The organism is Microbacterium sp. NPDC055683 (genome assembly GCF_053617895.1).
Genome location: NZ_JBSHGQ010000018.1, coordinates 44,768 through 64,022, shown reverse-complemented (window position 1 = coordinate 64,022; position 19,255 = coordinate 44,768). Strand labels below are relative to the sequence as shown.

The following is a 19,255-nucleotide window of genomic DNA, read 5'->3' as shown; positions in this document are numbered from 1 at the left end:
CGGTCGGGGTGGGGGTCGGCTCGTCTCTCGCCCGGGTTGCAGTTCCCGTCCCGGGGGTGCCGGTTGAGGACGGAAAGTGCGACCCGGGCGAGGAGAGGCCGGGCGAGGTGGCGACGGGGACGGACGGGCCCGACGGCACCCGGGCGGGCGCCGAGGAGGACGGGCGATGAACGCCATCCGGGTGCTCGTCGTGGAGGATGATCCGCGCACGGCGGCGGCGCACGGCGCGTATGTCGAGCGGATGGCCGGCTTCGCGCTCGCCGGCACGGCGCACACGATCGCCGACACGCGCCGCGCCATCCGCGACGTCTACGGCACGACCGACCGCATCCAGCTGCTGCTGCTCGACCTCAACCTGCCCGATGGCCACGGCCTCGAACTGTGCCGCGAGCTGCGCGCCGCCGGCATCGTCGTCGACGTCGTCGCCGTGACCGCGGTCCGCGAACTCGACGCCGTCCGCGCGGCGGTCGCGGTCGGCGTCGTGCAGTACCTCATCAAGCCCTTCACGTTCGAGGTGTTCGCCGCGAAGCTGCGCGCCTACCGGGAGTACGCGGAGCGGATGCGGTCGTCGGCGTCGTCCCTCAGCCAGCGCGACGTCGACACGGCGTTCGCGGCGCTGCGCACGTCGAACACCCCCGGGCTCCCGAAGGGGCTCTCACCCGAGACGCTCGATGCCGTGAGCGCCCTGCTCGGCGCTGACGGACGGTCGGCGAGCGAGGTCGCGGAGGTACTGGGGCTGTCGCGTGTCACGGCGCGGCGGTATCTGGAGTTCCTCGCTGACGGAGGCACGGCCATCCGCTCGCCCCGGCACGGCGGCCGAGGCCGACCCGAGCTGGAGTACCGCCGCAAGGACTCCTAGCTCTCCGCCTTCCCGCCGCGGGGGACGACCAGATCGACGTCCGCATCACTCCCCTGGGGCGGACGCCATCCGAGATCGAGGCTGATCGCCTCCGCAGTGGCGAGCAGAGAGGGGAGGAGCCGCTGCAGCTCGTCGGTGTTCTGACGCGTCCGGAAGTCGGTGATCGACACCGCGCCGGCGACCTGACCGGCGTGATCCCACACAGGTGCTGCGATGCAGTTGGACAGCTCGTCGAACTCGCCGTCGTCGAAGGCCCAGCCGCGTTCCTGCACGCGGGTCAGGACCCTTTCATATGCTGCACGGTCGGTGAGGGTCCGTTCGGTGTAGGCGTCGAAGGACGTCCGGTCCAGGATGCGCTTGCGTCGTGCGCTCGGCAGGTACGCGAGGATCGCCTTGGCGACGCCCGCCGTGTTGACGGTGACATCTCCGCCGATCTCGGTGTTGAGGACGATGGAATCGCGCGGCTCCACCTTGTCGACGTATCGGATCCGATCACCGTCCGCGATCGCGAACTGCACCGTGAGCCCGAGTGCCTGACCGAGTGCCCGCAGATGCGGGTGGGCGATGCCGCGGAGGTCGAAGTGCTCCATCGCCGTGCGTGCGAGGGCGGCCAGCCGGAATCCCGTGCCGAACACCCCCGGGCTCGTCTGCCGGACGAAACCTGCGTCCTGCAGCGGGAGGAGCGTGCGCAGCACCGTCGTGCGGTGGACCCCGAGGATCTCGGCGATCTCCGCTGCCGACCTCGGCTCCGCGCTGCACAGTTCGAGGATGTCGATGGCGCGCGAGACGGTCGTGCTCATGCATGCCATCATGCCGCAGGCGTCACCCCCACTCGGAGGATCACGTTCGCGAACCGCCGGGTGTCGCCCGTGACGACGCAGAGCACGGTGTCGTCGGACCGGCTGAGCGCGGTGAACTGCTCGCGTGAGACCTCGTCCGGCTCGGCGCAGTCGAAAGCGCGCGCCACTTCCTGAGCCACGACACCGAGGTCGGGCGATGGCGGCCGCATCGCGACGACGGCTTCGACCGTGAGCAGGCCGCCGATGAGGCGAGCCGTCTCGGTGACGGTGGGGGAGCCGGGCGCGAGGGCGGCGTGGACCAGGGCGGCGTTCCGCCCGCGGTTCGTCTGCCCGGCGAAGTGCGCGTCCGCGATCACGATGAGGGACTTGTGGCCGGCCACGGCGAGCGCGCGCAGGACATCGGGATGGATGATCGGTGATCGCATCATCAGCTGAACTGCTGTCCGCCGTTGACGTCGATCACCGCGCCCGTGATGAACGCGGTGTCGGGGGAGGCGAGCCAGGAGACCGCGGAGGCCACGTCGGCCGGCGTGCCCGCTCTGCCGACCGGGATCATCTTGATGGTCTCGCGCTTGGAATCCGCCGTCGTGAAGGTGTCGTGGAACGGCGTTGCCTCGATGAATCCGGGCGCGACGGCGTTGACCGTGATCCCTCGAGACGCGAGCTCCTTCGACAGCCCCCGCGTGAATCCGAACAGCGCGGACTTCGCTGTCGCGTAGGCGGTGGCACCGGCATGTCCGCCGTTGCGCGCCGCGAGCGAGCTGACGATGACGATCCTGCCTCCCTCGACCATCAGCGGGAGCAGCTGGCGGGTGAGCAGGAACACGCTGTCGACGTTCACCGCCTGAACCTGCCGGAACAGGGAGTAGGACATCTCCGAGAGCGGCGAGCGCTGGACGAGTCCGCCCGCGTTATGGACGAGGATGTCGACTCGGCCGATGTCGTCGGCCATCCGCTCCCCGAGCGCCGCCACCTGCTCTTCGTCGGTCAGATCGACGGGGACGGCGAGCGCGGGCTCGCCGCCGGGGTGCGAGAGCCGATCCAGAAGGTCGGGGTCGGGCCGATGGGAGCGGTAGGTCACGATGATGCGCGCGCCGCGAGCGGCGAGACGCTCGGCGATTCCCGCGCCGATTCCGATACCGCCACCGCTGATGAGGGCGATCGTTCCGTCGAGGTCGGTCATGCTGTTTCTCCTTCGTTCCGGGAAGAGGTCTGTGCGGCCGCGGTCGTCAGCGCGAGGCCGGTGTCGCCCTCGGGCCGTCGGCCGGCGTACAGGAGGGTTGCCGCCGAGGTCGCCGCCAGAGCGATCGCAAGGAACCACAGCGCCGCCTGGGTCCCTCCCGTCAGCTCCGTCAGAGCGCCCACGACGAAGGGGGAGACGAACCCGCCGATGTTGCCGACGGCGTTCACCAGCCCGATCCCCGCTGCGGCGGCGGCGCCGGAGAACAGGCTCGCCGGCATCGAGAGCATCGGACCGATCGCGGTGTAGATCCCGATCGCCGCGAGAGTCAGGAACCCCATCGCGATGACAGGGGAGGCGGCCAGGGTGTAGCCCGCGCCGAGCAGTCCGATCGCGGCGACGGCGAGGCTCAGAGCGACGTGGCGCGCTCGCTTGCCCGTGCGATCCGCGCGACGCCCCCACCACACCACGAAGAGTGCGCCGCCGGCGTAGGGGATCGCGACGATGAATCCGCGTTGCAGATCGGTGAAGTCGCCCATCTCCCCGACGATCGTCGGCAGCCAGAACGCCAGGCCGTAGATCCCGAGGACCATCCCGAAGTTCAGCAGCGCGTACACCAGGGCGCGACGGTCACGCAGAGCGCGAAGGAACGAGCCGGGAGCTTCGGCGACGGTGGTCGCGTCCGCATCGATCGCGGCGTCGAGCGCGCGCTTCTCCTCGTCGTCGAGCCAACGGGCCTGAGACGGCCGGTCGGTGAGGAGGAAGGGAGTGGCGATCCCGAACAGCACAGCGGGGAGACCCTGGATGAGGTACATCCACTGCCAACCGTGCAATCCCCACAGGCCGTCCATGCCGAGCAGCAGGCCGCTCAACGGCGCGCCCAGCATGTTCGCGATGGGCTGAGCGAGGACGAAGGCTCCGAGGATCGTCGCGCGTTGACGGACGGGGAACCAGAGCGTGAAGTAGTACACCACCGCCGGAAAGAACCCGGCTTCCGCGACCCCCAGCAGCAGGCGGATGACGTAGAAGGAGGTCTCGTCCACGACGAGCGCCATCCCCATGGCCAGCACGCCCCACGGGATGAGGATGCGCGAGATCCACCGTCGCGCACCGAACCGGTGCATCCCTGCGTTGCTCGGCACCTCGAACAGGGTGTACCCGATGAAGAACAGTCCTGCCCCGAGTCCGAAGGCCGTGCTGGTGAGCGCGATGTCCTCGCTCATCGCTTCGCGCGCGAACCCCACGTTGTTGCGATCCAGGTAGGCGATGAAGTAGAGCACGCAGACCAGCGGCAGGATCCGGCGCCGTGCCTTCCGGACTGCGGACGCGGTGTGATCGTCCGGCGTGAGCTGAATCGACATGGAGACTCCTTTGGCATCTGTCGATAGCGAACCCAGACACCGTAACAATATATGCACACCTAGTGCAATAAATGCACTCCAAAAGGGTGCGCGCGAAGCAGGCGAGATCGTCGCACGGCCGTCCGCCGAGCTCGCCGAGGATGCGCGCTATCGGGGTGTGCGCGCCGCCTCCCGGTCGGCGGCCGTGATCTCCCGTCGCGTCCAGCTGAGCAGGAACCGTCGGTCGAACGTGGGCGCGCACCGCACGCACGACGATGCCCGCGTCGGGCGGCGGTGCCGGTAGACGACGTGACCGGACGGGCACGAGCCCACCCAGGGCGCGAGCTCGGTCGCGGTCTCGCCGTCGTGCGTCGTGCCGCCGACGTAGCCGAGGTTGCGCGCGATGCGCTTCCACTGCGGGCCGTGGCCCGCCGCGCGTCCGGCGAGGGCGTGCGCGACCTCGTGCAGCAGCGTCTGGTGGTTGACGTCGTCGTCGTAGCGTGCGGCGAGGTAGCGCGACACCGTGATGCGGCGCCGCGTGTAGTCGCACTGGCCGGCGCGGCGCTTGGCGTTGTCGAAGCCGAACGTCCACGACTCGTCGAGGTGGAGGGCGATGAGCGCCTCGGCCCATCGCGCGACGCGCTGCAGATCCGACATGCTTGCGATGCTAGGCGCGACCGCCGACACCCCGGCTCAGCTCGACGTGCGGCGCGCCCCCGCCTACGCTGATGGCCATGGGAACTCTGTGCAGCGCACCGGCGGTGTGCTTCTGGGCTGTTCGCGAGCGCCGCGCCTGACGGCGCGCCCCGCTTGCGCCGCGCGCCGTCGATCCGGATGTCTCCGCACCCGGACGCGCGTCACCTCGACCCGATGCCCGGGTGCTCCGAATCGTCTTCAGGAGTGCTCTCATGCGACCTCGTTCCCGTCATGGCGGACGCCATGAACTCGGACAGAACTTCCTCATCCACACGCCGACCATCGAGCGGATGGTCCGTCTCGTCGACGCCGTCGACGGCCCGGTCCTCGAGATCGGCGCCGGCGACGGCGCCCTCACCCGACGGCTCGCTCGCCTCGGGCGGTCCGTCACCGCGCTCGAGATCGACGAGACCCGGCTGGACGGGCTCGCTCGGATCGGCGGCGTGCGCGCCATGCACGGCGACGTGCTGCGCCATCCGCTCGACGTGCCGGTCGTGGTCGGCAACGTGCCGTTCCACCTCACGACCCCGATCCTGCGCCGCCTCCTCGGACAGCCCGGCTGGCGCGACGCCATCCTGCTCACGCAGTGGGAGGTCGCCCGCAAGCGCGCCGGGGTCGGCGGGGCGACGCTCATGACCGCCCAGGCGGCTCCATGGTTCCGCTTCGCGCTGCACGGTCGCGTGCCTGCGGCGGGGTTCGTGCCGCGCCCCGCCGTCGACGGCGGTCTCCTGTCCATCTCGCGCCGTCCGCAACCTCTCGTCGCGACGGCGCACCGCCGCGCCTACGAGCGCTTCGCGGGCCTCGTCTTCGCCGGTCGAGGACAGGGCGTCGCCGACATCGCGCACCGCGCGACCGGGGCGCGCCGCGCCGACCTCGCGCGGGCGCTGCGCGGTGCGGGCGTGGATCCGAGGGCCCTTCCGCGGGACCTCGGCCCGGAGGCATGGGCAACGCTGTGGGAGGCCGCCCGCCGGTGAGCGCGTGTGCGGAGGGCCCGTGCGACGGGCTCTCCGCACGTCGACGTCAGCTGGCGACAGCCGAGCGGGAGCGTCGCAGCTCGGCGGCCTCGACGGCGGCCATCGTCGCCTCGAGCTGGTCGTCGGGTGCGTTCATCTCCTGACGGAGGAACAGCACGCGCTTGAAGTCGCGACGCGCGCCGTCGTAGTCGCCCGAGTCGAAGCGGGTCTTGCCGCGGTGCTGCAGCGCGAAGGCGGCGATCCCGGCCCAGCCCTGCCCCTCGGCCTCCTCGACGCACGTCGACAGCTCGTGCTCGGCCGCGGAGTACGCTCTCCGGAACTGCTGGACGGTGGCGTGCAGCACGCGGGCACGCAGGAGGTCCTTGCGCGTGCCGGCCATCCGCGCGACGCGCACGGCCTGCTCGGCGATGGACAGCGCCTCGTCGAGCTCGCCGAGCACCTTGAGCAGCCACACCCTCTCGAGGAGCGCCGGCAGGCTGCGCTGCACGCCGATCTCCGCGAGGCGCTCTCGGCACTCCGCCGGGTCGACGATCTCTCGAAGGGTCTCGGGGTCGTATCCGTGGATGAAGCTCAATTCCCTGGTCCCTTCCGCGCGGTCGCCCATCCAGTGTGCATGCCGTCGCGCGATCATCCCGCCCGGCACACCGGGCACGTCGGGATCGGCACCTACCGCTCGAAGAGCGTCGCCGAGGGCTTGGGCGACGCGGTCGCATCGGCATCGGTCGCGGGCACGGCGTCGCGCACGAAGGCGTCGATCTCGCGCCCCTCGGCCACCTTCGCGGGGTGCGGGCCCGCTGCCATGAGACGGGGCAGCCACTCGGTGGGGAGCGGAGCGGCGGACGCCGCGACGACGAGGTTGCCGAACCGGCGGCCCTTCAGCACCTGCACCTCGGCGAGCACGACGACGTGCGGCAGCACCTCGCGGATGGTCGCCACCTGACGACGTGCGAAGGCGAGCTCCGCGCCGTCCGCGACGTTGACGAGGAGGACGCCGGCGGGAGCGAGGAGGGCCGCCGCCTCGCGGTAGAACTCGATCGTCGTGAGGTGCGCGGGCGTCTGCGCGCCCGAGTACACGTCGGAGACGAGCAGATCGACCGACCCCGTCATGCTGTCGGGGAGGCGTGCGACGCCGGCGCGAGCGTCGCCGATGCGCACGCGGATGGCCGCTCCGCGCGGCAGGGGGAGGTGCTCGCGCACGAGGTCGACGAGCGCCTGCTCGAGCTCGACCACCTGCTGGCGGGAGCCGGGTCGCGTGTGGGCGATGTAGCGCGGGATGGTCAGCCCTCCCCCGCCGAGGTGCACGGCCGTGAGGGGCCCGGAGGGCAGCTGGTCGATGACGGCTCCCATGCGCGCCACGTACTCGAAGTGGAGGTGGGAGGGGTCGTCGAGATCGACGTGCGACTGCGGCGTGCCGTCGACGATCAGCTCCCAGCCGCCGCCGAACTCGCCCGGCGCGATGCGGGCGATCGCGCCATCCGACAGCCTCGCCTGCGGTTCGTCGTGCGCGTCGCGTCGCTGCCGTCCCATGCGCCCATCCTCTCGCGTCGCGCGCCGCGCGGCTCGCGTCGCGCTGGCTTGGGTCGCGCCGGCTTGCGTCGCGCTGGCTCGCGTCGCGCTGGCCCGGCCCGGGCGCGCGGCGCCTGTCACCGGGGCGCGGCGCCTGTCACCGCCGGTAGGCTGCCGCGAGCCAACGGGCGTGCCGCCGCCACGGCTCCCCGCCGAGCGTCGCGATGTGCGCGAGCAGGTCCGGCGCCGCCGTGAACCATTCGCCGCCCTCGCGGAGGTGGGCGAAGCGCGCGTGCCGTGCCTGCTCGACCGGCCGCCCGCCGCGCTCGAACGCGAGCAGCTCGTCGTGCCGGATGACCCTCAGCCGCCGCCGTGGATCGGCGGTCGTCCCGATCTTGATGCGGTCGGCGTAGCGGACGTAGTAGACGACCTCGACGCGCGGCGGCGGCAGGTCGTGGTCGGGCACGTCGCCCACGACCCATCCGCACGCGGCACACGCCGCGCGCCCGCCGGCGCGCACGCGGTCGGGTTCGCCGCAGAAGGCGCACGGCTCGGCCATCCCCATCACGGCGCCAGGCTACGGCCGGCCGCCGACATCGAAACATCCGCGACACCGCGCGCCCCTACGCTGGCGGCATGACGGATGATCGCGGCCGCGTCGTGCTCGCGGGAGTCACCACCGCGCTCGTCGGGTTCGCGAGCTCATCGGCGGTCGTGCTCGCGGGCCTCCAGGCGGTGGGCGCGACGCCCGTGCAGGCCGCGAGCGGCCTCGTCGCGCTGTGTCTGACGCAGGCGCTCGGCATGCTGTGGCTCGCTCAGCGCACGCGCCTCCCCGTCGTGCTCGCATGGTCGACGCCGGGCGCGGCGCTTCTCGCGGCGGGCGCCGTGCCGGAGGGCGGATGGCCGGCCGCCGTCGGCGCCTTCGCCGTCGCGGGCGCGCTCATCGTCCTCACGGGGCTCTGGCCGCGCCTCGCGCGCCTCGTCGCGGCCATCCCCGCGCCGATCGCGCAGGCGATGCTCGCCGGCGTGCTCGTGCCGCTGTGCCTCGCACCCGTCCGCGGGGTGGTCGACGACCCGCTCTCGGTGCTCCCGATCGTCGTCGTCTGGCTCGTGCTGCTGCGCATCGCGCCGCGCGGGGCGTCTCCGGCCGCCTTCGCGGTCGGCCTCGCCGTGCTGGGCGTGCACGCCGTCCTCGGCGGGGGAGTGCAGGGGCCCATCCTGCCCGTCCTCGACCTCACCGCGCCGACGTTGTCGGCGAGCGCCGTCGTCGGCATCGCGCTGCCGCTCTACGTCGTGACGATGGCCTCCCAGAACGTCCCGGGCGTCGCCGTGCTCTCGTCGTTCGGCTACCGCGCGCCCTGGCGCGAGTCGATGGCGGTCACGGGCATCGGCACGATCGTGGGCGCGCCGTTCGGGGGCCACGCCATCAACCTCGCCGCCATCACGGCCGCGCTCGCCGCGTCTCCCGATGCCCATCCGGACGCCGGGCAGCGCTGGCGCGCGGTGCGCGTCGCCGCGGTCGTGTACCTCGGACTCGCCGCGATCGCGACGGCGCTCACGACGCTCACGGGTGCGGCGCCCTCCGTTCTCGCCGCGGTCGCGGGGCTCGCGCTCGTCCCGACGCTCGGCGCCTCGCTCACGGGCGCGGTTGCGAGCGCGGAGCGCGGCGACAGGGAGTCCGCCGTCGTCACGTTCCTCGTCGCTGCGAGCGGGGTGTCGGCATTCGGGATCGGCGCGGCGTTCTGGGCGCTCGCCGCCGGCATCGTCGTCCACGCGACCCTCGCCATCCGCCGATGACGCCCGGACGCTGCGTGGGTGCGTTGCGGCGCGTGGGCGGTGGTGGGTGCGCGGCACGTTGTTCGTCAGTGCGGATGTGCGTCGGTCGCAGATTCGCCAGTGCGGATGTGCGTCATTCGGGGCCTTTTGCCCGACTTCCGCACTGGCGAAGCGGCGCGGGCCCGACATCCGCACTGGCGAAGCGCGCCTGGCGAAGCGCGCCTGGCGAGGGGCGAAGCGCGAAGCGTGAGGGGCGGGGCACGGCGCGAACAGCGCCGCCGGATGCCGGCCGCGCGCGGTTATACCGGAGGGGCGTGCCGAGGTCAAGGATTCGGCTTGCCGTGGCGCGTCAGAGCGGCTATAGTCGATATTTGCGCTCCGATGGGTTTTCCATGCCTTCATATGGTGGTCGGCTGGATCCCGTGACTCCCCGCAGATAGCGGCGTGCGATTCACAGGATAGACCGTCGGCGCACCTCACCTGTCGACAAGGAATCTAGCGGCCCCGCGAGCGGGGCTCATGGAGGTTTTCCCCTTGGCTGCTGCGCGCAACGCATCCACCACCACACCGAAGAACGGACGCGGAGCATCCCGCCTCTCGTTCGCCAAGATCTCCGACACGCTCACGGTCCCCGACCTGCTGGCGCTGCAGACCGAGTCGTTCGACTGGCTCGTCGGCAACGAGGCCTGGAAGGCGCGCGTCGCCGAGGCCAAGGCCGCCGGCCGCACGGACGTGCCCGAGCGGAGCGGCCTCGACGAGATCTTCGAGGAGATCTCGCCCATCGAGGACCTGAGCGAGACGATGCAGCTCTCGTTCACGAACCCCTACCTCGAGCCCGAGAAGTACACGATCGAGGAGTGCAAGGACCGCGGCAAGACCTACGCGGCCCCGCTCTACGTCGAGGCCGAGTTCATGAACCACCAGACCGGTGAGATCAAGACGCAGACGGTCTTCATGGGCGACTTCCCGCTGCAGACCGACAAGGGCACGTTCATCATCAACGGCACCGAGCGTGTCGTCGTGTCCCAGCTCGTCCGCTCGCCCGGCGTGTACTTCGACAAGACGCCCGACAAGACCTCCGACAAGGACATCGTCTCGTCGCGCATCATCCCCAGCCGCGGCGCCTGGCTCGAGTTCGAGATCGACAAGCGCGACCAGGTCGGCGTGCGCATCGACCGCAAGCGCAAGCAGTCGGTCACGGTGTTCCTCAAGGCCCTCGGCCTCTCGAGCGACGACATCCTCGAGGAGTTCGCCGGCATCGCCTCGATCGAGGAGACCCTCGCGAAGGACACCATCCTCACGCAGGAGGAGGCGCTCCGCGACATCTACCGCAAGCTGCGTCCGGGCGAGCAGGTGGCGGCAGAGGCCGCGCGCTCGCTGCTCGACAACTTCTACTTCAACCCCAAGCGCTACGACCTCGCGAAGGTCGGCCGCTACAAGCTGAACCAGAAGCTCGGCATCGACAAGCCGCTCGGCGACTCGGTGCTCACGGTCGAGGACATCGTCGCGACGATCAAGTACCTCGTCCGCCTGCACCGCGGCGACGAGACGTTCGAGGGCGTCCGCAAGGGCGGCGAGATCGTCGACCTGCGCATCGAGGTCGACGACATCGACAACTTCGGCAACCGCCGCATCCGCGCCGTCGGCGAGCTCATCCAGAACCAGGTCCGCACGGGTCTGTCGCGCATGGAGCGCGTCGTCCGCGAGCGCATGACCACCCAGGACATCGAGGCGATCACGCCGCAGACCCTGATCAACGTGCGCCCCGTCGTCGCCGCGATCAAGGAGTTCTTCGGAACCTCGCAGCTGTCGCAGTTCATGGACCAGAACAACCCGCTCGCGGGTCTGACCCACAAGCGCCGCCTGTCGGCGCTCGGCCCCGGCGGCCTCTCGCGCGACCGCGCGGGCGTCGAGGTCCGCGACGTGCACCCCTCGCACTACGGCCGCATGTGCCCCATCGAGACGCCGGAAGGCCCGAACATCGGCCTCATCGGCTCGCTCGCGTCGTTCGCGCGCATCAACGCGTTCGGCTTCATCGAGACGCCGTACCGCCGCGTCGTCGACGGCCGCGTCACGACCGACATCGACTACCTGACGGCCGCCGAGGAGACGCGCTTCAACGTCGCCCAGGCGAACGCCGTGCTCGCGCAGGACGGCACCTTCGCCGACGAGCGCGTGCTCGCGCGTCAGCGCGGCGGCTCGGGCGAGGTCGACCTCATCACGGCTGCCGAGATCGACTACATGGACGTCTCGCCGCGCCAGATGGTGTCGGTCGGCACCTCGCTCATCCCGTTCCTCGAGCACGACGACGCGAACCGCGCCCTCATGGGCGCGAACATGCAGCGTCAGGCCGTCCCGCTCCTCGTCGCCGAGTCGCCGCTCGTCGGCACGGGCATGGAGGGCTACGCGGCCGTCGACGCGGGCGACTCGATCATCGCCGACCAGGCGGGCGTCGTGTCGGATGTCACGAGCGACTACGTCTCCGTCCAGCTGGACGAGGGCGGACGCCGCGACTACTTCCTGCGCAAGTTCGACCGCTCGAACCAGGGCAACTGCTACAACCAGCGCGCCATCGTCAACGTCGGCGAGCGCGTCGAGGTCGGCGAGGTCATCGCGGACGGCCCCGCGACGGAGAACGGCGAGCTCGCGCTCGGCAAGAACCTCCTCGTCGGGTTCATGTCGTGGGAGGGCCACAACTTCGAGGACGCCATCATCCTCAGCCAGAACCTGGTGAAGGACGACACCCTCACCTCGATCCACATCGAGGAGTACGAGGTCGACGCCCGCGACACCAAGCTCGGCAAGGAGGAGATCACGCGCGATCTCCCCAACGTCAGCCCCGAGCTCCTCAAGGACCTCGACGAGCGCGGCATCATCCGCATCGGCGCCGAGGTCCGCCCCGGCGACATCCTCGTCGGCAAGGTCACGCCCAAGGGCGAGACCGAGCTCTCGGCCGAGGAGCGCCTGCTCCGTGCGATCTTCAACGAGAAGAGCCGCGAGGTCCGCGACACGTCGCTCAAGGTGCCCCACGGCGAGCAGGGCACGATCATCGCGGTCAAGGAGTTCAACGCCGAGGAGGGCGACGACGAGCTCGGCTCGGGCGTCAACCGCCGCGTCGTCGTCTACATCGCCCAGAAGCGCAAGATCACGGAGGGCGACAAGCTCGCCGGCCGTCACGGCAACAAGGGCGTCATCGCGAAGATCCTCCCCGTCGAGGACATGCCGTTCCTCGCGGACGGCACGCCGCTCGACGTCGTGCTGAACCCGATGGGCATCCCCGGTCGAATGAACTTCGGCCAGGTGCTCGAGACGCACCTCGGATGGATCGCCAAGCAGGGCTGGAAGATCGAGGGCGAGCCCGAGTGGGCCATCCACCTGCCCGAGGAGGCCCGCGAGGTCGCCCCCGGCACGAAGGTGGCGACGCCCGTGTTCGACGGTGCGCACGAGGCGGAGATCGCGGGTCTACTCGACTCGACGAACGTCACGCGCGACGGCGACCGCCTCATCGGCAGCTCCGGCAAGGCGCAGCTGTTCGACGGCCGCACGGGCGAGCCCTACCCGGCTCCCATCTCGGTCGGCTACATGTACATCCTGAAGCTGCACCACCTCGTGGACGACAAGATCCACGCGCGCTCCACGGGCCCCTACTCGATGATCACGCAGCAGCCGCTGGGTGGGAAGGCGCAGTTCGGCGGCCAGCGCTTCGGCGAGATGGAGGTGTGGGCCCTCGAGGCCTACGGTGCCGCGTACGCGCTGCAGGAGCTCCTCACCGTCAAGTCGGACGACATCCTCGGCCGCGTGAAGGTGTACGAGGCCATCGTCAAGGGCGAGAACATCCCCGAGCCCGGCATCCCCGAGTCGTTCAAGGTGCTCATGAAGGAGATGCAGTCGCTCTGCCTGAACGTCGAGGTCCTCTCGGCGGACGGCCAGGCGATCAACCTCCGCGACACCGATGACGAGGCCTTCCGCGCAGCGGAGGAGCTCGGCATCAACATCTCGAGCCGCTTCGAGTCCGCCTCGATCGACGAGATCTGACCCGGTCAGCCGACACAGAGATTTCCAAACAGGAGAATCAATTGCTCGACGCAACAACTTTCGATGAGCTTCGCATCGGCCTGGCCACCGCCGACGACATCCGTCGCTGGTCCTTCGGCGAGGTCAAGAAGCCCGAGACCATCAACTACCGCACGCTGAAGCCCGAGAAGGACGGCCTCTTCGGAGAGCAGATCTTCGGCCCCAGCCGCGACTGGGAGTGCGCCTGCGGCAAGTACAAGCGCGTGCGCTTCAAGGGCATCGTCTGCGAGCGCTGCGGCGTGGAGGTCACCAAGAGCTCCGTGCGCCGCGAGCGGATGGGCCACATCGAGCTCGCCGCGCCCGTCACGCACATCTGGTACTTCAAGGGCGTGCCCTCGCGCCTCGGCTACCTCCTCGACATGGCGCCGAAGGACCTCGAGAAGGTCATCTACTTCGCCGCGTACATGGTGATCTCGGTCGACGAGGAGGCGCGTCACCGCGACATGCCGACTCACGAGAACAACCTGCGTCTCGAGATCAAGAACCTCGGCGACCGCCGCGATGCCCGCATCGCCGCCCGCCTCCAGAAGCTGGAGGAGGAGCTCGCCGCGCTCGAGGCCGAGGACGCCAAGGCCGACCAGAAGAAGAAGGTCCGCGACGCGGCCGAGAAGGAGATGGCCCTCATCCGCAAGCGCGCGGACGAGTCGGTCGCGAAGCTCGAGCGCATGTGGGAGGAGTTCCGCTCCCTCAAGGTCGGCGAGCTCAAGGCGGAGGACGACGTCTTCCAGGAGCTGCAGGACCGCTTCGGCCAGTACTTCGACGCCCACATGGGCGCCGAGGCCATCCAGCGCCGTCTCGCCGAGTTCGACCTGGCCGCGGAGGCCGAGTCGCTGCGCAACCAGATCGCCGAGGGCAAGGGCCAGCGCAAGATCCGCGCGATCAAGCGCCTCAAGGTCGTGTCGTCGTTCCTCGCGACCGGCATGTCGCCGGCCGCGATGGTGCTCGACGTCGTCCCGGTGATCCCGCCGGAGCTGCGCCCCATGGTGCAGCTCGACGGCGGCCGCTTCGCGACGAGCGACCTGAACGACCTCTACCGCCGCGTGATCAACCGCAACAACCGTCTGCGGCGCCTCCTCGACCTCGGCGCGCCCGAGATCATCGTGAACAACGAGAAGCGCATGCTGCAGGAGGCCGTCGACGCGCTGTTCGACAACGGCCGCCGCGGCCGCCCCGTCACGGGAACCGGCAACCGCGCCCTGAAGTCCCTGAGCGACATGCTCAAGGGAAAGCAGGGTCGCTTCCGCCAGAACCTGCTCGGCAAGCGCGTGGACTACTCTGGCCGTTCGGTCATCGTCGTCGGCCCGCAGCTCAAGCTCCACCAGTGCGGTCTGCCCAAGCAGATGGCGCTCGAGCTGTTCAAGCCGTTCGTGATCAAGCGCCTCATCGACCTCGGCCACTCGCAGAACATCAAGGCCGCCAAGCGCGCCGTCGAGCGCACGCGTCCCGAGGTGTGGGACGTGCTCGAGGAGATCATCCGCGAGCGCCCCGTGCTCCTCAACCGCGCGCCCACGCTGCACCGTCTGGGCATCCAGGCGTTCGAGCCGCAGCTCGTCGAGGGCAAGGCCATCCAGCTCCACCCGCTCGTCTGCGCGGCGTTCAACGCCGACTTCGACGGCGACCAGATGGCCGTGCACCTTCCCCTGTCGGTCGAGGCCCAGGCCGAGGCGCGCATCCTCATGCTCGCCTCGAACAACATCCTGAAGCCCTCGGACGGCCGTCCGGTGACCCTGCCCTCGCAGGACATGATCATCGGCCTGCACCACCTGACCACGCTGAAGAACGGCGCGGTCGGCGAGGGCCGCGTGTTCGGCTCCGTGTGGGAGGCGCAGCTCGCCAAGGAGGAGGGCACGCTCGACCTCCAGGCGAAGGTCCGCATCAAGGTCCCCGGCCTGACCTTCCTCGAGGGCCAGGCGCCCGAGGACTACGAGGCCCGCGGCCTCGTGGACACCTCGCTCGGCCAGGCGATCTTCAACGACCAGCTGCCGAAGGGCTACCCCTTCGTGCGCGAGCAGGCCGACAAGGGCAAGCTCTCGCAGATCGTCAACAAGCTGGCCGAGGAGTACCCGAAGGTCGTCGTCGCCGAGACGCTCGACAAGATCAAGGACGCCGGCTTCTACTGGGCCACCCGCTCGGGTGTCACGGTCGCGCTGAGCGACATCCTCACGCCCCCCAACAAGGGCGAGATCGTCGCGAAGTACGAGCAGCAGGCCGCCAAGGTCACGGCTCAGTACGAGAAGGGCCTCACGACCGACGAGGAGCGCCGCACGGAGCTCGTCCGCATCTGGACCGAGGCGACCGACGAGATCCAGAAGGAGATGCGCGCCAACTTCCCCGAGGACAACACCATCAACCGCATGGTGTCGTCGGGTGCACGTGGTAACTGGCTGCAGATCCGCAACATCGCGGGTATCCGCGGTCTCGTGAACAACCCGAAGGGCGAGATCATCCCGCGCCCGATCATCTCCTCGTACCGCGAGGGGCTGTCGGTGGCGGAGTACTTCATCGCCACGCACGGTGCCCGAAAGGGTCTGGCCGACACGGCCCTCCGTACGGCCGACTCGGGCTACCTCACGCGTCGTCTCGTCGACGTCTCGCAGGATGTCATCATCCGCGAGGAGGACTGCGGCACGTCGAAGGGCCTCGAGTACCCGATCGCCGCGGCGGACGCCTCGGGCGAGCTGGTGCGCGACGCGAACGTCGAGAACTCGGTGTTCGCCCGCAGCCTCGCGGTCGACGTGGTCGCCGAGGACGGTACCGTCCTCGCCCAGGCCGGACAGGACGTCGGCGACGTGCTCATCGACGCCCTCGTCGAGGCCGGCGTCAGCTCGATCAAGGTGCGCTCGGTGCTCACCTGCGACTCGGCCGTCGGCGTCTGCGCACGCTGCTACGGTCGTTCGCTCGCGACGGGCAACCTCGTCGACATCGGCGAGGCCGTCGGCATCATCGCGGCCCAGTCGATCGGCGAGCCCGGCACGCAGCTCACGATGCGCACGTTCCACACCGGTGGCTCGGCGTCGGCGGACGACATCACGCAGGGTCTTCCCCGCGTGCAGGAGCTGTTCGAGGCCCGCACCCCGAAGGGCGCCTCGCCCATCGCGGAGGCGGACGGCCGCATCACGATCGAGGAGACCGAGAAGCAGAAGAAGGTCATCCTCACGCCCGACAACGGCGATGAGCCGGTCGTGTACCCCGTCCTGAAGCGTGCGACCCTCCTCGTCGAGGACGGCCAGCACGTCACGGTGGGCGACTCCATCCAGGTCGGCACGCGCGACCCGAAGGAGATCATGCGCGTGCAGGGCGCCCGCGAGGTGCAGAAGTACCTCGTGAGCGGCGTGCAGGGCGTGTACCGCTCGCAGGGTGTGCCGATCCACGACAAGCACATCGAGGTCATCGTGCGCCAGATGCTGCGGAAGGTCACCGTGGTCGACCACGGCGAGACCGACCTGCTGCCCGGCGAGATGGTCGACATGCGCCGTTACCAGGACATCAACCGCGCGGCGATCGCCGAGGGCAAGCGCCCCGCGTCTGGTCGTCCGGAGCTGATGGGCATCACGAAGGCGTCGCTCGCGACGGAGTCGTGGCTGTCGGCCGCGTCGTTCCAGGAGACGACGCGCGTCCTCACCGAGGCGGCCATGCAGGGCAAGCGCGATCCGCTGATCGGTCTCAAGGAGAACGTCATCATCGGAAAGCTCATCCCCGCCGGCACCGGGCTCTCGAAGTACCGGGACGTCGTGGTCGAGGCGACGGAGGAGGCGAAGACGGAGCGGTACCCCAACCGCATCTTCGCGTCCGACGGCGCGTACGCGGAGGGCGACTACTCGTTCGTCGACTTCGACGCGTTCACGACCGACGACTTCACGCCGGGCAGCTACAACTGACCTGACGCGCAGTCGCGAGAGGCCCCGGGGTTCCGCCCCGGGGCCTCTCGGCGTCTGCGGGCGGATCGCCGGGTCGCGCGGCAGGGGCGGCGTCGCTGCGGCGGGCGCGGCTGACACTCGGATGGCCGGGGCGGGTGTGCGCGTGTCGGTCACTCCAGACGACTCCTGGCGCACGGGTCCGATTCGCGGTACGGGTGATGCCCGACCTGACGGGGCGTCGGACGGCGCGGCGGGTGCGGACGGTCCTACCCTGGACCCATGGCGATCGGGGGACGGAGCACGGCGGCGACATGGATCGTGGGGATGATCGTGCTCGCCGTGATCGCGGGCATCGTGTGGATCGCCCTCCCCTCCCTCCATCTCGTCGGCGACTGGATCGCCGGGGCCGTGCAGTACTTCTTCGACTGGCTGCGCTCGATCACCCCCGAGCCGGCCTGACATCCGCGACATTCCGCGGCGAGGCTCCGTCGACGCGCCGGAACCGCCGGATATCCTCACGGCAGGGGAGAGTCCCCGCTGTGAGGAGTGCTTCTGATGAGCGACGCCCAGGGTTCGGCACGCGACCCGCGCACCGGCGATCCCATCGAGGAGTCGGCGGACGTCGACTCGGCCGACGCCGTGGAGTCCGCGACCGCGGCAGACGCGCACGACGTCCACCACGCGGACGCGTCGGACGCCTCCCCTTCGGAGCCCGAGCAGCGGTCGGCGGCGGCTGACACGGCCGACGAGGTGCCCCCGTCGACGGCGTCCCGCGAGCCCGAGACCGCCGCCGCGGCCGCCGAGCCGGAGGCCGCCGCAGCGCCCGCCACCCCGGCGAGCTCCGCCACCGCCACGCCCGCCGGCACCTCCGCGACCCCCGTCGACAACGACGGCGACGGCGAGCCCGACTACGCCGCCCTCGCCGCTGAGCTGGAGGAGTTCGAGCGCCGGCACGCCGCGGCGACCGGCACGCCGCTCACGGCACCGGAGCCCGCCGACGTCGAGGCCGCGCCGCGCCGCGACCCGTGGTTCGAGCCCGCGGAGACGAAGACGTTCTCGACGTCGGAGCCCGTGGCCGATCCGGAGCCGGCCGTGACCGCGAGCGAGCCGGTCGTGCCGGCGGCCGCCGTCGCCCCCGCCGCGCCGCAGCCGATCTTCGTGCAGGCGCCGGAGCCGCCCAAGGTGCGCGGCAACCGCGGGGCGGCCGGCCTCATCGGCCTCGTCGCGGCCCTCGTGTTCGCCGTCCTGTACGCCGCCGCGACGATCGGCTGGCTGGCCGTGCTCGGCCAGGTCGACCTGTCGACGATCGGCACCGTGGCGGTCCAGCTCGCGACGAGCGCCTCGCTGTGGGTGCCCGTCGTCGTGTTCTGGCTCGGATTCTGGCTGCTCGGCGCGCTCGTCAACCGCGCGCGCTGGGGCACCTGGGTGACGCTCGGCTTCTTCGTCGGCGTGATCGCGTACGGCGGCCACCTGCTCGGTCAGCTCTTCGCCGCGCCGTTCTGGATGCTCAGCCCCGACCAGGGCCAGGCTCTCGTCGTGACGGCGCTCGTGTCTCCTGTCGCGATCGCGGCGTTCGTCATCGCGCGCGAGATCACGATCTGGTTCGGCGCCTGGGCCGCTCGCCGCGGCGCGAAGGTCGCCGCGCAGAACGCCGAGGCGCAGGAGGAGTACGAGCGCACGCTCGAGGCCGGGCCGCAGCTGTCGGCGTGACCGGGCCGCGTCGCGAAGGCGAGGGGTTCCCCGCGGGGATGCTCCTCGCCTTCGCCGTCTCCGGGTATGGGGCGCTCGTCGTGTGCCTGCTCGGATTCGGCAGCCTCCTGACCTCGTCCGACGTCATCGCCACGCCGGGCATCGAGATCGTGCCGGGGGTGCTCGCCGTCGTCGCGAGCGTGGCGGTCTTCGGCGGCGCCCTCTTCCCGGTCCTCCGGTCCGCCCGCCCGCGCTACCCCGCGACCGTCGGCGTCGTGCTCGCCGTCGTGGTCGGCTACGCCGCCGCGCTGTGGCTGCTCGCCCTCGTGTTCGGCGCCGACCTCGCGGCGGCGACCGCCGCCGTCGGGGCGGTCGTGATCGGATGGCCCGTGCTCGCGATCGCGCTGGCCGCGGCGATCGCGGCGTGGGCCGGCATCGCGGTCCGGCGCACGCAGGCGCGCCCGCCGCACTGGCCGTGGGAACGCGACGGCGAGGAGTGAGCGC

At 70.7% G+C, this 19,255-nt stretch carries 16 protein-coding genes; 8 read left to right on the top strand and 8 right to left on the bottom strand.

Annotation, left to right across the window (positions count from 1 at the left end; all coding sequences use genetic code 11):
- Positions 1 to 166 precede the first annotated feature (166 nt).
- Positions 167 to 859, top strand: a complete 693-nt coding sequence (locus ACWGPF_RS08985; protein ID WP_452332496.1) for a response regulator — start codon at positions 167 to 169, stop codon at positions 857 to 859.
- On the opposite strand, the gene ACWGPF_RS08980 is transcribed toward ACWGPF_RS08985, so the two are convergent.
- The 5 genes from ACWGPF_RS08980 to ACWGPF_RS08960 form a co-directional block, all read right to left on the bottom strand.
- Complete coding sequence (locus tag ACWGPF_RS08980; protein ID WP_452332495.1) at positions 856 to 1,659, bottom strand: IclR family transcriptional regulator; 804 nt, start codon at positions 1,657 to 1,659, stop codon at positions 856 to 858. The genes ACWGPF_RS08985 and ACWGPF_RS08980 overlap by 4 nt on opposite strands.
- A gap of 8 nt (positions 1,660 to 1,667) precedes the next feature.
- A complete protein-coding gene (locus ACWGPF_RS08975; protein WP_452332494.1) occupies positions 1,668 to 2,087 on the bottom strand; it encodes an RbsD/FucU domain-containing protein in 420 nt (139 codons plus the stop codon).
- The gene (locus ACWGPF_RS08970) at positions 2,087 to 2,842 is read right to left on the bottom strand and encodes an SDR family NAD(P)-dependent oxidoreductase (RefSeq protein WP_452332493.1); all 756 of its coding nucleotides are present in this window, start codon (positions 2,840 to 2,842) and stop codon (positions 2,087 to 2,089) included. The genes ACWGPF_RS08975 and ACWGPF_RS08970 overlap by 1 nt, the downstream gene beginning before the upstream one ends.
- Positions 2,839 to 4,200 carry an MFS transporter gene (locus tag ACWGPF_RS08965; protein ID WP_452332492.1) on the bottom strand — a complete coding sequence of 454 codons (1,362 nt, stop codon included), beginning with the start codon at positions 4,198 to 4,200 and terminating at the stop codon, positions 2,839 to 2,841. Before ACWGPF_RS08965 ends, ACWGPF_RS08970 begins: the two co-directional genes overlap by 4 nt.
- Positions 4,201 to 4,347: 147 nt before the next feature.
- The gene (locus ACWGPF_RS08960; RefSeq protein WP_452332491.1) at positions 4,348 to 4,836 is read right to left on the bottom strand and encodes a SprT-like domain-containing protein; all 489 of its coding nucleotides are present in this window, start codon (positions 4,834 to 4,836) and stop codon (positions 4,348 to 4,350) included.
- Positions 4,837 to 5,087: 251 nt separating this feature from the next.
- On the opposite strand from ACWGPF_RS08960, the gene erm reads away from it, so the two are divergent.
- Complete coding sequence (gene erm / locus ACWGPF_RS08955; RefSeq protein WP_452332490.1) at positions 5,088 to 5,849, top strand: 23S ribosomal RNA methyltransferase Erm; 762 nt, start codon at positions 5,088 to 5,090, stop codon at positions 5,847 to 5,849.
- Between the two features lie 46 nt (positions 5,850 to 5,895).
- Here erm and ACWGPF_RS08950 read toward each other — a convergent pair whose 3' ends face one another.
- The 3 genes from ACWGPF_RS08950 to ACWGPF_RS08940 form a co-directional block, all read right to left on the bottom strand.
- Positions 5,896 to 6,423 (bottom strand): hypothetical protein, encoded by a 528-nt coding sequence (locus ACWGPF_RS08950; RefSeq protein ID WP_452332500.1) that lies wholly within the window; start codon positions 6,421 to 6,423, stop codon positions 5,896 to 5,898.
- A 92-nt stretch (positions 6,424 to 6,515) separates the two neighbouring features.
- Positions 6,516 to 7,376, bottom strand: coding sequence for a spermidine synthase (locus ACWGPF_RS08945; protein WP_452332489.1), 861 nt, complete (start codon positions 7,374 to 7,376; stop codon positions 6,516 to 6,518).
- 136 nt (positions 7,377 to 7,512) lie between these two features.
- On the bottom strand, positions 7,513 to 7,920 hold the full coding sequence (locus tag ACWGPF_RS08940) for a GIY-YIG nuclease family protein (protein WP_452332499.1): 408 nt from the start codon (positions 7,918 to 7,920) through the stop codon (positions 7,513 to 7,515).
- Between the two features lie 71 nt (positions 7,921 to 7,991).
- On the opposite strand from ACWGPF_RS08940, the gene ACWGPF_RS08935 reads away from it, so the two are divergent.
- The 6 genes from ACWGPF_RS08935 to ACWGPF_RS08910 all read left to right on the top strand — a co-directional run bounded on the left by ACWGPF_RS08935 (position 7,992) and on the right by ACWGPF_RS08910 (position 19,251).
- Complete coding sequence (locus tag ACWGPF_RS08935; protein ID WP_452332488.1) at positions 7,992 to 9,152, top strand: benzoate/H(+) symporter BenE family transporter; 1,161 nt, start codon at positions 7,992 to 7,994, stop codon at positions 9,150 to 9,152.
- Between the two features lie 513 nt (positions 9,153 to 9,665).
- Positions 9,666 to 13,166 carry a DNA-directed RNA polymerase subunit beta gene (gene rpoB, locus ACWGPF_RS08930; protein ID WP_345439005.1) on the top strand — a complete coding sequence of 1,167 codons (3,501 nt, stop codon included), beginning with the start codon at positions 9,666 to 9,668 and terminating at the stop codon, positions 13,164 to 13,166.
- 41 nt (positions 13,167 to 13,207) lie between these two features.
- Positions 13,208 to 17,083: a DNA-directed RNA polymerase subunit beta' gene (gene rpoC / locus ACWGPF_RS08925; protein ID WP_345439007.1), complete on the top strand. Its 3,876-nt coding sequence runs from the start codon at positions 13,208 to 13,210 to the stop codon at positions 17,081 to 17,083.
- Between the two features lie 258 nt (positions 17,084 to 17,341).
- A complete protein-coding gene (locus tag ACWGPF_RS08920) occupies positions 17,342 to 17,521 on the top strand; it encodes a hypothetical protein (protein WP_345439009.1) in 180 nt (59 codons plus the stop codon).
- Between the two features lie 96 nt (positions 17,522 to 17,617).
- On the top strand, positions 17,618 to 18,772 hold the full coding sequence (locus ACWGPF_RS08915; RefSeq protein WP_452332487.1) for an ABC transporter: 1,155 nt from the start codon (positions 17,618 to 17,620) through the stop codon (positions 18,770 to 18,772).
- On the top strand, positions 18,769 to 19,251 hold the full coding sequence (locus tag ACWGPF_RS08910) for a hypothetical protein (RefSeq protein ID WP_452332486.1): 483 nt from the start codon (positions 18,769 to 18,771) through the stop codon (positions 19,249 to 19,251). Before ACWGPF_RS08915 ends, ACWGPF_RS08910 begins: the two co-directional genes overlap by 4 nt.
- The last annotated feature ends 4 nt before the right edge of the window (positions 19,252 to 19,255 follow it).

Excerpts from the sequence above, each read along its gene's own strand:
- ACWGPF_RS08985 (WP_452332496.1), top strand. The coding sequence starts at position 167 with ATGAACGCCATCCGGGTGCTCGTCGTGGAGGATGATCCGCGCACGGCG.
- ACWGPF_RS08980 (WP_452332495.1), bottom strand. The coding sequence starts at position 1,659 with ATGAGCACGACCGTCTCGCGCGCCATCGACATCCTCGAACTGTGCAGC.
- ACWGPF_RS08975 (WP_452332494.1), bottom strand. The coding sequence starts at position 2,087 with ATGATGCGATCACCGATCATCCATCCCGATGTCCTGCGCGCGCTCGCC.
- ACWGPF_RS08970 (WP_452332493.1), bottom strand. The coding sequence starts at position 2,842 with ATGACCGACCTCGACGGAACGATCGCCCTCATCAGCGGTGGCGGTATC.
- ACWGPF_RS08965 (WP_452332492.1), bottom strand. The coding sequence starts at position 4,200 with ATGTCGATTCAGCTCACGCCGGACGATCACACCGCGTCCGCAGTCCGG.
- ACWGPF_RS08960 (WP_452332491.1), bottom strand. The coding sequence starts at position 4,836 with ATGTCGGATCTGCAGCGCGTCGCGCGATGGGCCGAGGCGCTCATCGCC.
- erm (WP_452332490.1), top strand. The coding sequence starts at position 5,088 with ATGCGACCTCGTTCCCGTCATGGCGGACGCCATGAACTCGGACAGAAC.
- ACWGPF_RS08945 (WP_452332489.1), bottom strand. The coding sequence starts at position 7,376 with ATGGGACGGCAGCGACGCGACGCGCACGACGAACCGCAGGCGAGGCTG.
- ACWGPF_RS08940 (WP_452332499.1), bottom strand. The coding sequence starts at position 7,920 with ATGGGGATGGCCGAGCCGTGCGCCTTCTGCGGCGAACCCGACCGCGTG.
- ACWGPF_RS08935 (WP_452332488.1), top strand. The coding sequence starts at position 7,992 with ATGACGGATGATCGCGGCCGCGTCGTGCTCGCGGGAGTCACCACCGCG.
- ACWGPF_RS08920 (WP_345439009.1), top strand. The coding sequence starts at position 17,342 with ATGGCGATCGGGGGACGGAGCACGGCGGCGACATGGATCGTGGGGATG.
- ACWGPF_RS08915 (WP_452332487.1), top strand. The coding sequence starts at position 17,618 with ATGAGCGACGCCCAGGGTTCGGCACGCGACCCGCGCACCGGCGATCCC.